The organism is Bacillus sp. Nf3, from assembly GCF_003028545.1.
Lineage (GTDB): Bacteria > Bacillota > Bacilli > Bacillales > Bacillaceae > Bacillus > Bacillus safensis.
Genome location: NZ_PYUA01000001.1, coordinates 866,462 through 879,804, shown reverse-complemented (window position 1 = coordinate 879,804; position 13,343 = coordinate 866,462). Strand labels below are relative to the sequence as shown.

The window sequence follows — 13,343 nt, the reverse complement described above, 5'->3', positions numbered from 1 at the left end:
TCGGAAGTACTACTAGGTTCTTTACTTTTTTAACTTATTAAAGTCTAATTAAGTCCAAATTACCCAATTTATATGCATTGAATGGAAAAACACCTGACGTTTTGGCGTCAGGTGTTTCGCTACTCTCTTACATTTTAAATTGTTTAATGAGCTCTCTTAGTTCTTCTGCCATCTGAGATAAAGTGGCAGAGGAAGAACTGATCTCTTCCATAGATGCAAGCTGTTCTTCTGCTGAAGCTGCGATATCTTGGAAGCCTGCTGAGCTTTCTCTTGAGAGCTCTTTGATTTGATTCACCGCATGAGAAATATCATTTGAGCCATGCGATAGCTCTTTGGCTGATCCGTTCATTTGTTTCATTTGTTCTGTCATTTCTGATGTTTTTTCAGTGATTTTCTCAAAACTCACTTTTGTTTCATCTGTAATGTTTAATCCAGACTGTACTTCACCTGCTACTTGTTTAAACATTTTCTGCGATTTTTCTATTTCCTCCACAATTTCGTTCGTCAGGCTTTCAATTTCTTTTGAAGAGCTTCCTGACTGCTCTGCCAGCTTGCGGACTTCTTCTGCGACAACAGAGAAACCTCTGCCTGCTTCACCTGCTCGTGCAGCTTCGATCGCAGCATTTAAAGCAAGGAGATTCGTTTGATCCGCAATACCGTTGATGACCCCCAGAATATTTGTAATATCCTTTGATTTCTGCTCTAAACCTGCAATGACAAGCTCTGCTTCTTTTACTGCCTGCTCAATGGTTTGCATTTGACCTGCTGTTTTTTGAACGAGTTCTCCTCCAGCCTGAGCGGTTTTGCTCGATTCGATCGACGATTCCATCATATGAGAGGTCGTGTCGACCATATGCGATAGGCTGCGATCCATTTCGTTTAACTGGACTGAGCTTTTTTCGATCATATCATTTTGATGTTCAGTGCTGTTTGAGAACTGTTCAATAGAGGATGTGATATGCTCGGTCGCTTGAGCTGTCTGTCCTGCACTTGCCGTTAACTCTTCAGACGAAGCAGCCACATTTTCAATCGAATTTTGAACAGCTTGAATGACTTGTTTCAGCTTTGCTGACATGTCGTTAAAGCTTTGTGCTAGTTTACCAATTTCATCGTGCGTACGAACTTCAATATGCTGGGTCAAATCACCTTGACTGATTTTCTCAGCCGATTCAGAGAGCTCTATCAGTGGCTTTCGAATCGATTTAATAATAAAATAAACCGCGATTCCGCCAATGACAATCGCAGCCGCAAGGATGATCATTGTTAAGTCGAGCACTGGCTGTGCGGCTTCTTTTACTTCATTCACATACATCGTTCCAGCAAGCTTCCAGCCTGTTGCTTCATTTGTGTCAAAAAACATTTGCTTCGGCTGGCCATTGTATTCATATTCAAAGCTGCCTTGTTTTTTATCATACAATTTCGAGATAAAGTCACCAGTCAGCTTTGTCCCAGCCTTATCGGTTTTATGGGCAACATAACGCTGATCTGAGGTGGCGATAAACGCATAGCCTTCTTGGCCAATTTTGATGCTGTTTGTATCTTTTATAACCGTATTTAATCGTACATTTACCCCGATCACACCAGATCCATCTGCTAATTGTTCTGATATTGTGATGAGCAGGTCATCAGATGACTTACTTGTAAAAGGATCTGAAATAATGAGTTTCTTATCTCCCATCGATTGCTGAAACCATGGTTCATTTTTTGCGCTCTTTGCATTATCTTTGTGTATCTCGGAATATTCAGTTAGTTTACCATTTTGATCTGCAACAAATACTTCTACTACATCGTCATCTGTTTCCGATAATTGCTCTAATTTCACTTTGAGTAAATCTTTGTTTTTAGCAGCCAATTCACTCTTTTTGACCGATTTGGATAAGTATGAAACAATGTCAATTTTAGGCTGTATATCTTTATTAATGAGTTCGTTTAATTGTTGAACACCATTTGCAGCGCTAGACATAATCTCATCATTGAGAGACTTTGATGCCACTTCATAAGAAAATGCGGCCAATACGAGAATTGGCACTAGGAGAATCGCTAAGAATGCAGTAATTAATTTCTTCGACATCGTAAAGTGCTTAAAAAAGTTGATTTTTTTCATTTCTCTACTCCTTTTGATTTATGATTTGTGGTCTTTCTCTTCTATTCTTAGGTAATATGAATTATTTTTCAAGGAATAATGTTCAAAAAAACCAAAAAATAAGTACAATTACCCGTTTCTTTTGATTCACTCAATGAAAAAGAGCCTCTAACTGGAGGCTCTTTTCTTCATGTCTATTCAACCTTAAATTTGCTAATTAAATCGCGTAATTCTTCTGCCATCGAAGAGAGTGTGGCAGAGGATGAGCTAATTTCTTCCATTGATGCCAGCTGTTCTTCTGCTGAAGCAGCAATGTCTTGAATATTTGCTGAGCTTTCACGTGATACGTCTGCGATCTCACGAACAGCCTCCGACACATGTGCAGAGCCTTTTGAAAGCTGGACAACGGTTTGATTCATTGTTTGAAGCTGGTTAGAAATTTCTTTTGTCATTTCGAAAATATTGTGGAAGCTTACTCTCGTTTGTTCGGTGAAGCTTAGGCCTGATTGAACTTCTCGATTCACCGCAGTGAATACTTCCTGGGATACGTCGATGTCTTGCACGATTTCTTTGATCAAATTCTCAATTTCTTTTGCCGAGTTGGCAGATTGAACCGCCAGTTTTCTTACTTCTTCTGCTACAACGGAGAATCCTCTGCCAGATTCACCAGCTCTTGCTGCCTCAATTGCTGCATTTAGTGCAAGTAAATTCGTTTGATCAGCAATTCCATTGATGACACCGAGAATTTGGGTAATGTCTTTAGATTTATTTTCAAGCGCACTGATGACGTTCTCTGCTTTTTTCACGGACTGATCAATGACATTCATTTGAGAAGCCGTTTTTTCAACAAGCTGGCCGCCTTCTCCTGCGATATCTGTTGATTTGATCGATGAAGCCGTAATAGATTCAGCCGATTCATTCATATTTTGAAGACCACGGTTCATCTCCTCTAACTCGACTGAGCTCAATTCGACTTTATCATTTTGGCTTTCATTTCCGCTGGAGAATTGTTCAATGGCTAGTGTAATATGCTCAGTTGCTTTACTTGTCTGTCCTGCACTGGCAGTCAGTTCTTCTGATGAAGATGCGACATTTTCGACTGAAGTTTGAACGGCTCCAATGAGGGATCTCAATGAATCAATCATCGTATTAAAGCCTTTACCAACTTGTCCAATTTCGTCATCTGACTGGATCTGAAGTTTATCGCGCAAATCACCATCGCTGACTTTTTTCGAGAAGCGGGCAAGATTGGATAATCTTTTTGAAATAGAGCGGACGATAAAGAAAATGAGGGTTCCTGCTACAACGAGTGTGATACTGAATACGATAATGGCTGTATTGAAAACGGGCTTTGCCGCTTCTTCTACTTCAGATACGAGCATCGTTCCACCAATTTTCCAGCCGGTTAATTCATTGGTGACATATGCAACCTTTTTATCTGTTCCTTTGAGGGTATAGCTGCCGCTTCCTTCTTTGTTTTTATAAATAATACTGGCCAGATTCTCATTGACCTGACTTCCTGACTTTTGGGTTGGATCTGCTAAAACCGTTTGATCTTTCTCCATCATGAAAGCATAGCCTTTTTGCCCAATTTTGATTTCTTTTAGTTTTTGGAGCAGGCTGTCAATTTCCATATCAAGACCAATGACACCTGAACCATCTTTCGTTTTTTGGGCAATTGTGATCACCATTTTGCCTGTGGATGCTGCTACATATGGTTTTGTGATGACTTGTTTGCCGTTTTCTGCTTTCAATGCCTCTTGATACCAAGGACGTTCTCTTGGATCGTAGCCATCCGGCATCTTTTGAACTGGGTATTGCATAAACAATCCCTTTTCAGAGCCTGCATAGATCGCAGAAACATCTTTTTCATTAATTTTTCCAAATTGCTGTAGTTCTTTAATGGTCGCATTTCTATTTTTTTCTTGAAGATTAGACGCTTTGAGTGAATCTGAGAACAGTGTCACAGCATCTGATTTGTTTCCAATATTCTCATTGATTAAGGTATCAAATGCATTGACCTGACTCATCGCACTGCCCATAATCTGTTTGTCTAGCTCTGTCTTTGATGTAAAAAACGCACTAATTGTCAGTGCCACGGTCGGCAGGATAAGAACTACCAAGAAGGCAATGATTAATTTTTTTGAAATGGATGGTTTTTTGAACCATTGGATCATTTTTCCCATTTTAACTTTCCCCCTTTACTTCTCTAAAGTTAATATCGGATGAAAGGTGTATTTTTAGAGACTGGAAATGACGTTTAAAAATAAAAAAAATACCCAGACAATTCTGGATATTTTTTCATCATTATTTAATTAATTTTAAATTGACTTGTGAGCTCTTTTAGCTCCTCTGCCATGTTGGCAAGTGTTACAGAAGAAGACGTGATTTCTTCCATAGATGCTAGCTGCTCTTCTGCTGAAGCCGCAATGTCCTGAATGTTTGCTGCGCTTTCTCTTGAGACTTGGCGCATTTCCTGCATCGCTTGTGAAACAAGCTTTGAACCGCTCGATAGGTCAATGGCTGTATCGTTTAATTGCGACAGTTTTTTCGACATTCCTTCTGCCGCCTCATAAATGTGCTGGAAGCTTTCTTTAGCTTCTTCTGTCATACCGAGCCCTGCGTTTACTTCTCGATTGACTGCTTTGAACATATCTTGAGATTTAGCAATTTCTAACACAATTTCTTGAATAAGCTTCTCAATTTCTTTCGCTGAATCTGCGGATTGGACAGCTAGTTTTCGCACTTCTTCGGCAACGACGGAGAAGCCGCGTCCTGATTCACCTGCTCTTGCTGCTTCGATTGCTGCATTAAGCGCAAGTAAGTTTGTTTGATCCGCAATGCCATTAATGACATTTAAAATACTCGTAATATCTTTAGACTTGTATTCTAATTCTTTCATGACCTGTTCTGCTTCTTGTACGGATGTATCAATATGTTTCATTTGGCTCGCTGTGCTTTCAACAATTCGCCCGCCTTGACCAGCCGCCTCTGTTGATTGAAGTGAGACAGCAGCCACTTCAGATGAGGTTTGTGACATATCTTGTAATCCTTCGTTCATTGCCACAAGCTGATTCGTACTAGATTCGACTTTCTCGTTTTGTGCTTCATTTCCATTTGAAAATTGTTCAATCGACATCGTGATATGCTCTGTTGCTTGACTCGTTTGGCTCGCACTTGCCGTCAGCTCCTCTGAAGCCGAAGCCACATTGTCGACAGACTGCTGTACAGCACGAATGACGTCACGAAGAGATTCACTCATTTTGCTAAAGCTTCTTGTGAGGTCTCCTATCTCATCCTTCGATTTCGTTTCGAGGGTTTCTGTTAAATCCCCATCGCTCACCTTTTCTGAGAAATCAACAAGCCTTCTCAGTCCAATTGTGATCGAGCGAACGATAAAGAAGATAGCGACACCGCCAAGGATAAATGAAGAAATTAAAAGAATAATGGCAGAATTCCAAACTGGCTGTGCTGCTTCTTCTGTTTCTGAGACAAACATCGTTCCAGCAATTTTCCAACCTGTTAAATCATTCGTAACAAAAACGAGACGCTTTTGTTCTCCTTTATTCTCATAAGTTGATGTTCCTTCTTTGCCGCTGTAAAGGATAGATGAAATATTTTCTGTGACCTTAGATCCTGATTTTTCTTCTGGATGGGCTACAATTTGTTTGTTTTTATTTGCAATAATTGGATATCCTTCTCGTCCAATTTTAATATCTTTTATTTTATTTACAATGTCTTGCACATCAATATCGATTCCGATGACTCCCGACCCATCCTTCAGGCGCTGAGCAATCGTGACAACCATGCCGTTTGTTTTGGAAGAGCCCTTTCCGTTTGTTGTGGCAGAAATGTATGGATTGGAGACAACAGGCTCACCTTTTTCATCCTGCATCGCTAGTTGATACCAATCACGTGTTGTTGGATCATAGCCTTTTGGTATGTCTACTTTAGGAAACTGAATGAAATCACGATTTTTACTTGCTGCATAAAAACCTACTACATCATCTTCATTGATTTTGCTGTATATCTCAAAATGCTCATACAGTTCGTCCTGGTTTTTCTTTTTAAAGTCTGCAGCAGTAGATGTTTCAGCAAAGAGTTTCACCGCTTTTTCCTTATTCGAAAGCTTTTGCTCGATCATGTCATTCAGTTCATTAACTCTTGCATTTGCTCCGTACATGATTTCATGATCTAGTTCTTCTTTGGCAATCTGATATGAAATCGTACTGAGTGTAATAATGGGCAAGACGAGAACAAGTGTGAATGAAATAATCAATCTTTTAGAAATCGATGGTTTTTTCAACCATTTTATTACACTTTTCATGTTTTTCCTCCTTTTAAACGTTATTTTATATATCGGACGGCTTGATATTATTTTCATGTTTTTCAAATAAAAAGGATGACTTTTTGTTTATTTTCACAAATTGATTCCTTGCCCAAGCACCCTGCATACGCTAATACTAAAGGGGGGCGCTTTTCATATGATTATCCTTTCAGGACAGCCAGTGACAAATGAGCAGCTGGCATCGTTTCAGCTAGAAGGACAAAAGCGGATCATTTTGATGCAGTTACAGGCCTCGAATGATACGTTCCACTATAGGCAAGCATCTGATTTGTTATTTGAGGTCACTTTAAGATCGAACATTATGAATGCTGCAAGAGATTTGAATAAGAGTGGTGCCTCATTTGCCATCTTTCAAAGGTCTCGTGCAAATGATGCGTTTTGGCGTGTATCGGAAGCAGGAGCACTAGAGCTGCGCTATCAAGTGGAGCCATCTAGAGGCATTAAAGACATTTTTGAAAATGGTTCAAAATATGCATTTGAATGTGCAACGGCGATTGTCATTGTGTTTTATATGGGAGTCTTGCAAACAGTAGGCGAGGAGAAGTTTAATCGAAGACTTCGCAGTTTAACACTGTATGACTGGCACTATGATACTTTGTCAATTTATACAGAGCGCGGAAATGATTTTATCTATGGGGATTGCTTATATTTCGAAAATCCAGAGTTTAGCTATCAGCAGTCGCAATGGCGCGGGGAAAATGTGATTTACTTAGGAGAAGATCAATATTACGGTCATGGGCTTGGAATTTTAACAGCAGCAGAAATTATCGACAAACTGAATAAGAGAAGACGGCCAGGTGCAGTTCAATCCGCTTATTTATTACCGCAGACTACCCGGATGGATGTGATTTATCTCAGGCAAATGTTTGGCAGCTGAAAAAAGCCTCTTGTCTATTGGTTATGACAAGGGGCTTTTGTATGCCTTGCGTTTACGATAATTTGGGAGTGTGCCAAGCAACGTGTTCGCAAGGATCTCCATTTCTTCTAAATCTTTTCTTGTGACCGGTGGATCGTGCCTGCTCCACTTCACGTATCGAACAAAATAGTAGTGACGAATGGGCGTAAGGACGGCAGGAGAATGAGGGAAATCATCAAACCAGAATTCAATCTGACCTTTTTTTCGGTAGGAATGTTTTAAGATGTCCATCCTGTCACACCACCCGTCATGATTTTATATCTGCGTCAGTTCGTGCATGATGTCTTCAACGGTTAAAATCGAGTGAATACGTCCAACGCCCTGTCCTGCCCACAGAGCCATTTGTTCAGGGTTACCGCCGGCAGCGGCTGCTTTTCGCATCGGTGTTGTCCATACATGCTGAACCGGATAAGGAAGAACCCTATCTTCATGCAGGCTTTCATCCTCCATCCACTGATTCACAATGCCTCTCGCTCTTTTCCCAGAAAAAAGCCTTGTCACCCTTGTTTCACTGCCTTCTGCCTGTAAAATGGCCTTCTTGTATACCTCTGCCGCAGCACTTTCCTGGCTGGCTAAAAACCTTGTGCCGATTTGAACCGCATCTGCTCCAAGCGCCAGCACTGCTTTCACACCTGCTCGGTCCGTGATACCTCCGGCGGCAATCAATGGCACGCGGCAGAGCGGTTTGACATCAGAGATCAGACTGATCAGTCCCAGCAGTGCGTCTCCTTTTGCATGTAAAAATGTGCCGCGATGCCCCCCTGCTTCACTTCCTTGCAGAACAATAGCATCCATTCCTTTTTCCTCTAAAAGCAGTGCTTCCTCTTTTGTTGTGGCCGTTCCGATTAAAAAGATTCCCTTTTGTTTTAAGCGGTGAATCGTTTGTTCTTTTGGACAGGCAAATGTAAAGGAAACAATCGGAACGTCTTCTTCCAGAAGAATGTTGATTTTTTGTTCAAAATCATCCCACAATTCTTCTTCGTTTGGCATCCTATCTGCTGACGGGCGTGCAGGCAGTCTCTTTTCCCAAAATGCCACATCCTCTTTTTTCACTTCTGGAATTGACTCTGGTACAAACACATTGACCTGAAACAGGCGAGATGTCAGTTGTTTGACCTGTCTAATCTGCTGTCTTAAATGGTCAGGCTGCACATATCCACTTGCCAGGCTGCCAAGCCCTCCGTATTCCGAAACAGCAGCTGCCAGCTGCGGTGTCACAGCGCCTCCTGCCATTGGCGCTTGGATGATTCCATGTTCAATCTGCAGTAACTTTTTGATATCCCCCATTTACTTCCCCCATCTCTTACTCGTTTGACGACACTTGTACATAAAAATGACGATGTCTCGGCCCATCAAACTCACAGAAATAGATTCCCTGCCAAGTGCCAAGTACAAGATCTCCATCATGAATGAGAACATGCTGAGACGCCCCCATATAACTCGCTTTCATATGTGCTGCCGTATTTCCTTCCATATGGCGGTCCTTTGGATGTTCCCACGGGAAGACTTCATCAAGCCGGCGAAGCATATCCCGTTTCACATCTGGATCCGCATTTTCATTAATGGTGATCCCTGCTGTTGTATGTGGACAATAGACGATGACAGTTCCGTTTTGTATGCCTGTTTCCCTGACATATTGGAGAACCTCGTGTGTGACATCGATCATGTCATCGCGTCTGTCTGTTTGTACATTGATTTTTTTCATATGAGCTGCCCCTTTTTGACGTTTCTATAAATTCATACCCTTTTTATGTGAAACAAATCTTCTTACCTAAAGTTTACCAAGCAAAAAAACCTCGTCAAGCAATACGAGGTTTTTAAGAAAAGTGGACCTTTTTGACTTCAATGGTTCGAATATGGTGGTCTTCAGCATCAATGATCGTAAATTCACAGCCTTCTGCTTCAATCGTATCTCCAATGTCAAAATCAAATTTATGCGTCATCATCCAGCCTGCAATTGTATCAACATCATCATTCTCAATGGCTAAATCCAATAAATCATTTACTTCGTCAATTAACGCTTTCCCATCCATCACATAATGGAAATCACCTTTTTTCACGATGTGAGGTGTTTCATCCTGATCATATTCATCTCGAATCTCTCCGACAATTTCCTCTAATATGTCCTCTACTGTGACTAGTCCCGCTGTACCTCCGTATTCGTCTACGAGCACTGACATATGGATTCGTTCCTTTTGCATCAAAATGAGCAATTCTTGAACAGGGGTGCTTTCAATGACTCGGATCACCGGACGCATTAAGTCTTCAATAGATACATCTTGATTTAGGAAGCTCGCTTTAAATACATCTTTGCTATTGATAACTCCAATCACATGATCTTTGTCTTCTTTAATAACAGGGTAGCGTGTGTACCTTTCGTTCAGCATATAATGAGTCACATCATCCAGAGTCTGTTCAATCTCTATAGCTGAAATTTCTGTACGCGGGATCATGATCTCTCTCGCCACTCGGTTATCAAATTCAAAGATTTTATTCACATATTTGTACTCAGATTGGTTAATCTCACCCTTCTCATAGCTTTCAGATAAAATGAGTCGCAATTCTTCCTCACTAATCGCCACCTCATGTTCTTTGACAGAATGATAACCAAATAATTTCACGATGCTTCGTGCAGCTCCATTTAATGCTTTAATAAACGGGTACATGACTTTATAGAAAAAGATGAGTGGTTTTGCTGTCACAAGGCTGACGGCCTCTGCCTTTTGAATGGCAATTGTTTTAGGCGCGAGTTCTCCAACAACAACATGTAAAAACGTAATGATCACAAATGCGATGATAAACGAAAGGATGTCAGTTAATGCGGAATGAAGCCCGATTCTTTCAAAAAGCGGATGCAGAAAATGCTCCACCGTCGGCTCACCCAGCCACCCTAAGCCTAAAGCTGTGATGGTAATTCCAAGTTGACAGGCGGACAAATATTCGTCCAAATTTGATATCAGCTTTTGAACATGGATGGCCCTCTTATCACCGCTTTCAATCAGCTGGTTGATTTTAGAGCCTCTAATTTTCACAATCGCAAATTCAGTGACAACAAAAAATGCTGTCGCAGCAATGAGTAATATGACTAAAAATACGTTTAAAATGTACAAAAAAACCCTTACCTAACACTGGTAAGGGCTCACCTCCTCTGGCATCAATTAATCATTACGGCCATTTAGGAAGATCATTACAAAACGGAGCAATTCAAACAGGGAGACAAGGGCCGCTGCTACATACGTAAGAGCTGCAGCATTTAACACCTTGTTCACGCCTCTTTCTTCACTGCTTCTAATGATTCCTTCTGAAACAATGATATCTTTTGCACGAGAACTTGCATTAAACTCGACAGGCAATGTCACAAGCTGAAAGAATACAGCTGCTGAGAACAAAATGATCCCAAGCCCGATTAAGTTAAGGCTGCTGAGCAAAATTCCACCAAGGAAAAGAAGCGGAGCAACACCAGATGCAAAGTTCACGACAGGAAAGATCTTATGTCTCAAAACAAGCGCACCATAGGATTCCTGATGCTGCAAGGCATGTCCAACCTCGTGTGATGCGACTGAAATGGCCGAAATGGAGTGGCCATAGTACACAGGTTCAGATAAACGAACCACACGCTGCGTCGGGTCGTAATGATCAGTCAAAGTTCCTCTTACCGGTTCAACGGGCACATCGTATAACCCGTTTCGATCTAAAATATATCGAGCGGTTTCAGCACCTGTTTTCATACTAGATGCTTCCACCTTTGAATACTTTTCAAAATTATTCTTCACTTTAAATTGTGCCCAAAATGATAATCCCAATGCGGCAAATGTTAAAAAATAAAAAAACAGCATGCTCATCAGCTTCCTTTTTATTTTATATATTTATTTACAATTTTAATGACTTTTATGTACCATGTACAGCAAAAAGCACTAGGTCTTTTTCAGGGGAATGACCGCACCAATGAAAAAGAAGAACACACCTAAGCAAGCTGTATAAAAGGTCACTGTACCATAGAGCTCTTGAAAAAAGTGCAACCATGAAAAATCACTCATAAAATGATTCACAGCATTTAAATCAAACACGAGTAAGATGACAGCTGATGATAAAAAGTGCGCGCCAATAAAAAGAAGTGCGGTTTTTTGAACGAACGACATTCGAATTCCCTCCTTCTTCTCCCTTATTTTAAGATATGGGTTCTATTTCAATACATGACGAAGATGAAAAAATGTTTCCTCAATCGGGCATACTGACATTAGCATTCTCCTGAAAGGAAGAGTCCGATGAAATCAAACCGTATCTTTATCGCTTGGCTAAGGTGGCCGCTTTATCTTCGAATTGCCATCATCATCTGTTTCTTGCTTCTTTTTTTTGGACAATTAATCGTTTTACTTGAACCGAAGCAGTATCATACGATCTTTGATGGGATCTGGTGGGCGCTCATTACAGTCTCTACGGTTGGCTACGGTGATTTTGTGCCGCAAACCATGCCAGGGCAGGTGGCGGGTATGGCACTCATTTTTATCGGAGCCAGCTTTGTCACCGCTTATTTCGCAACACTTGCCGCAGCTGTGTTCAGCAAGCAGCACCATTATGTTGAGGGCAAGGTAGCCTTTAAGGGGAAAGGACACTTGATTATCGTCGGCTGGAACGAGAAGACGAACAAACTTCTTCAGTCGTTTCAAACGATTGATCCAGCCATGCCGATTGTGCTGATTGATGACTCCTTGAAAGAGGGGCCTCTTTTAGAGAATGTTCATTTTATTAAAGGACATGGGACCGAAGACAGCACACTCCGCAAAGCCAATATTACCGGTGCAGATGCACTGATGATTACCGCAGATCAGCATGAAAATGAAGTGACAGCCGATATGCAGAGTGTTTTAACCTTACTTGCAGCAAAAGGATTAAACCCTTCGCTATATTGTTTAATCGAAATCTTAACAGATCGTTACGTGAAAAATGCCGAACGTGCTGGTGCCAACCAAGTTATTCATACCTCTGATGCTGTCAATCATTTAATGGTTGAACATTTTCTGATAAAGGAACAGCTTACGGCGTTAACAAAAAAACGACAAATGACCTTGCATAAAAACGTCACCATCATACCTGTACCGGCTTCATTGGCTGGAGAAACCTTCTTAACAGCGCTCCATCACTTTTTAGAGCATCATGTGATCATCGTTGGCGTACAAAAAAAAGAAGGACCCATGATGAATCCTCCCTTTGGCTATGAGCTTCATCCAGAGGATGAACTGATCAGCCTTTAAAGCAGTGCGTCTTCTAATTCCTTGACGAGCGAAAAGCCAATCTCAGCATAAGCCTTTGATACATCTCCATCTTTCTCTTTTGGTTCTTGGAATTGGTTAAAGGATGCGCCCACATTTCCAACCATCGCATGATCATCTAACTTGTCTTGATATACATGTTTTAAGAGAAATGGATGTCCCATTTTCACCACAACACCTGGCTGATCCAGCTGGCCTTTCTCGGCTGTAAATGGAACTCTGAGAAAGGTATAGCCATCACGGTTATCAATTTTATAATCAAAATATCCGTGATCATAATCCCAGTTGCCATTAATGACATAACCGAGCGGCTTCATCGTTTCTTCTAAATGGTAAAGTGAAAAGCTTTCACCAGGCAGCCTGGATGGTACATGAATCATACGAAACCCTCCTTTTTGTATAGGGTTCGTTAAAGAGAGGAATTCATACATTTGCCCTTTGTGATTTGTACATTGTTTGTAAACGCGGCATCAAATAGGCTTTGATTAGATGATTGATTCGTCTCGTTATCGCTGCCGGAACCTGCTGTTTCCTTCGTAGCACTCATAGAACAAATGCGTCCGACATTGCCAAAGTTCACGATCGCCTGACCAGAAATATCATGAATGTAAATATGATTGGTCCTCATTTTTCACCCTCCTCCATTTATTATTCTATGTACAGAACATAGGAAAGCTTGCACAGGAACCTGAATAAAACAAAAAAGGCACACCTTTATGTAAAGGT

The 13,343-nt window shown here is 41.0% G+C and carries 13 protein-coding genes and 3 pseudogenes; 2 read left to right on the top strand and 14 right to left on the bottom strand.

What is annotated here, in order from left to right:
- Nucleotides 1-127 precede the first annotated feature (127 nt).
- The 6 genes and pseudogenes from C9414_RS21300 to C9414_RS21275 all read right to left on the bottom strand — a co-directional run.
- Nucleotides 128-1,075 (bottom strand): methyl-accepting chemotaxis protein, encoded by a 948-nt coding sequence (locus tag C9414_RS21300; protein WP_390273532.1) that lies wholly within the window; start codon nt 1,073-1,075, stop codon nt 128-130.
- Nucleotides 1,067-1,963, bottom strand: a pseudogene (locus tag C9414_RS21295) (HAMP domain-containing protein); the annotation flags it as partial. The pseudogene C9414_RS21295 and the gene C9414_RS21300, both read right to left, overlap by 9 nt.
- A 314-nt stretch (nt 1,964-2,277) precedes the next feature.
- Nucleotides 2,278-3,228 carry a methyl-accepting chemotaxis protein gene (locus C9414_RS21290; RefSeq protein WP_404841321.1) on the bottom strand — a complete coding sequence of 317 codons (951 nt, stop codon included), beginning with the start codon at nt 3,226-3,228 and terminating at the stop codon, nt 2,278-2,280.
- Nucleotides 3,223-4,113, bottom strand: a pseudogene (locus C9414_RS21285) (HAMP domain-containing protein); the annotation flags it as partial. The gene C9414_RS21290 and the pseudogene C9414_RS21285, both read right to left, overlap by 6 nt.
- Nucleotides 4,114-4,394: 281 nt before the next feature.
- Nucleotides 4,395-5,222, bottom strand: a complete 828-nt coding sequence (locus C9414_RS21280; protein ID WP_390273526.1) for a methyl-accepting chemotaxis protein — start codon at nt 5,220-5,222, stop codon at nt 4,395-4,397.
- A 114-nt stretch (nt 5,223-5,336) separates the two neighbouring features.
- A pseudogene (locus C9414_RS21275) lies at nt 5,337-6,227 on the bottom strand (cache domain-containing protein); the annotation flags it as partial.
- 340 nt (nt 6,228-6,567) lie between these two features.
- On the opposite strand from C9414_RS21275, the gene C9414_RS04355 reads away from it, so the two are divergent.
- Entirely contained in the window at nt 6,568-7,308 is a 741-nt protein-coding gene (locus C9414_RS04355) for a protein-glutamine gamma-glutamyltransferase (protein ID WP_107163131.1), read from the top strand.
- Nucleotides 7,309-7,329: 21 nt separating this feature from the next.
- Here the strand turns inward: C9414_RS04355 and C9414_RS04350 are convergent, their stop codons facing one another.
- From C9414_RS04350 to C9414_RS04325, 6 genes are all read right to left on the bottom strand, one after another.
- A complete protein-coding gene (locus tag C9414_RS04350) occupies nt 7,330-7,578 on the bottom strand; it encodes a hypothetical protein (protein ID WP_047203931.1) in 249 nt (82 codons plus the stop codon).
- Between the two features lie 24 nt (nt 7,579-7,602).
- The gene (locus tag C9414_RS04345; protein WP_107163130.1) at nt 7,603-8,634 is read right to left on the bottom strand and encodes an NAD(P)H-dependent flavin oxidoreductase; all 1,032 of its coding nucleotides are present in this window, start codon (nt 8,632-8,634) and stop codon (nt 7,603-7,605) included.
- Between the two features lie 16 nt (nt 8,635-8,650).
- Nucleotides 8,651-9,052, bottom strand: a complete 402-nt coding sequence (locus C9414_RS04340) for a secondary thiamine-phosphate synthase enzyme YjbQ (protein ID WP_039181060.1) — start codon at nt 9,050-9,052, stop codon at nt 8,651-8,653.
- A gap of 112 nt (nt 9,053-9,164) precedes the next feature.
- A complete protein-coding gene (locus tag C9414_RS04335; RefSeq protein ID WP_047203929.1) occupies nt 9,165-10,457 on the bottom strand; it encodes a hemolysin family protein in 1,293 nt (430 codons plus the stop codon).
- A 48-nt stretch (nt 10,458-10,505) separates the two neighbouring features.
- Nucleotides 10,506-11,180, bottom strand: coding sequence for a zinc metallopeptidase (locus tag C9414_RS04330; protein WP_024423288.1), 675 nt, complete (start codon nt 11,178-11,180; stop codon nt 10,506-10,508).
- 81 nt (nt 11,181-11,261) lie between these two features.
- Entirely contained in the window at nt 11,262-11,486 is a 225-nt protein-coding gene (locus C9414_RS04325; RefSeq protein ID WP_107163129.1) for a YuzI family membrane protein, read from the bottom strand.
- A 126-nt stretch (nt 11,487-11,612) separates the two neighbouring features.
- Between C9414_RS04325 and C9414_RS04320 the strand changes: the two genes are divergently transcribed.
- Entirely contained in the window at nt 11,613-12,599 is a 987-nt protein-coding gene (locus tag C9414_RS04320) for a potassium channel family protein (RefSeq protein ID WP_047203927.1), read from the top strand.
- On the opposite strand, the gene C9414_RS04315 is transcribed toward C9414_RS04320, so the two are convergent.
- Together C9414_RS04315 and C9414_RS04310 are read right to left on the bottom strand one after the other, a co-directional pair.
- On the bottom strand, nt 12,596-12,997 hold the full coding sequence (locus tag C9414_RS04315; protein WP_024423291.1) for a YugN-like family protein: 402 nt from the start codon (nt 12,995-12,997) through the stop codon (nt 12,596-12,598). The genes C9414_RS04320 and C9414_RS04315 overlap by 4 nt on opposite strands.
- A gap of 29 nt (nt 12,998-13,026) precedes the next feature.
- A complete protein-coding gene (locus C9414_RS04310) occupies nt 13,027-13,245 on the bottom strand; it encodes a hypothetical protein (RefSeq protein ID WP_047203926.1) in 219 nt (72 codons plus the stop codon).
- Between the last annotated feature and the right edge of the window lie 98 nt (nt 13,246-13,343).

Bases quoted from the DNA above. Each gene is read 5' to 3' on its own strand.
- C9414_RS21300 (WP_390273532.1), bottom strand. From the start codon at position 1,075: ATGTCAGCAAAGCTGAAACAAGTCATTCAAGCTGTTCAAAATTCGATT.
- C9414_RS21290 (WP_404841321.1), bottom strand. From the start codon at position 3,228: ATGATTGATTCATTGAGATCCCTCATTGGAGCCGTTCAAACTTCAGTC.
- C9414_RS21280 (WP_390273526.1), bottom strand. From the start codon at position 5,222: ATGTCGATTGAACAATTTTCAAATGGAAATGAAGCACAAAACGAGAAA.
- C9414_RS04355 (WP_107163131.1), top strand. From the start codon at position 6,568: ATGATTATCCTTTCAGGACAGCCAGTGACAAATGAGCAGCTGGCATCG.
- C9414_RS04350 (WP_047203931.1), bottom strand. From the start codon at position 7,578: ATGGACATCTTAAAACATTCCTACCGAAAAAAAGGTCAGATTGAATTC.
- C9414_RS04345 (WP_107163130.1), bottom strand. From the start codon at position 8,634: ATGGGGGATATCAAAAAGTTACTGCAGATTGAACATGGAATCATCCAA.
- C9414_RS04340 (WP_039181060.1), bottom strand. From the start codon at position 9,052: ATGAAAAAAATCAATGTACAAACAGACAGACGCGATGACATGATCGAT.
- C9414_RS04325 (WP_107163129.1), bottom strand. From the start codon at position 11,486: ATGTCGTTCGTTCAAAAAACCGCACTTCTTTTTATTGGCGCGCACTTT.
- C9414_RS04320 (WP_047203927.1), top strand. From the start codon at position 11,613: ATGAAATCAAACCGTATCTTTATCGCTTGGCTAAGGTGGCCGCTTTAT.
- C9414_RS04315 (WP_024423291.1), bottom strand. From the start codon at position 12,997: ATGATTCATGTACCATCCAGGCTGCCTGGTGAAAGCTTTTCACTTTAC.
- C9414_RS04310 (WP_047203926.1), bottom strand. From the start codon at position 13,245: ATGAGGACCAATCATATTTACATTCATGATATTTCTGGTCAGGCGATC.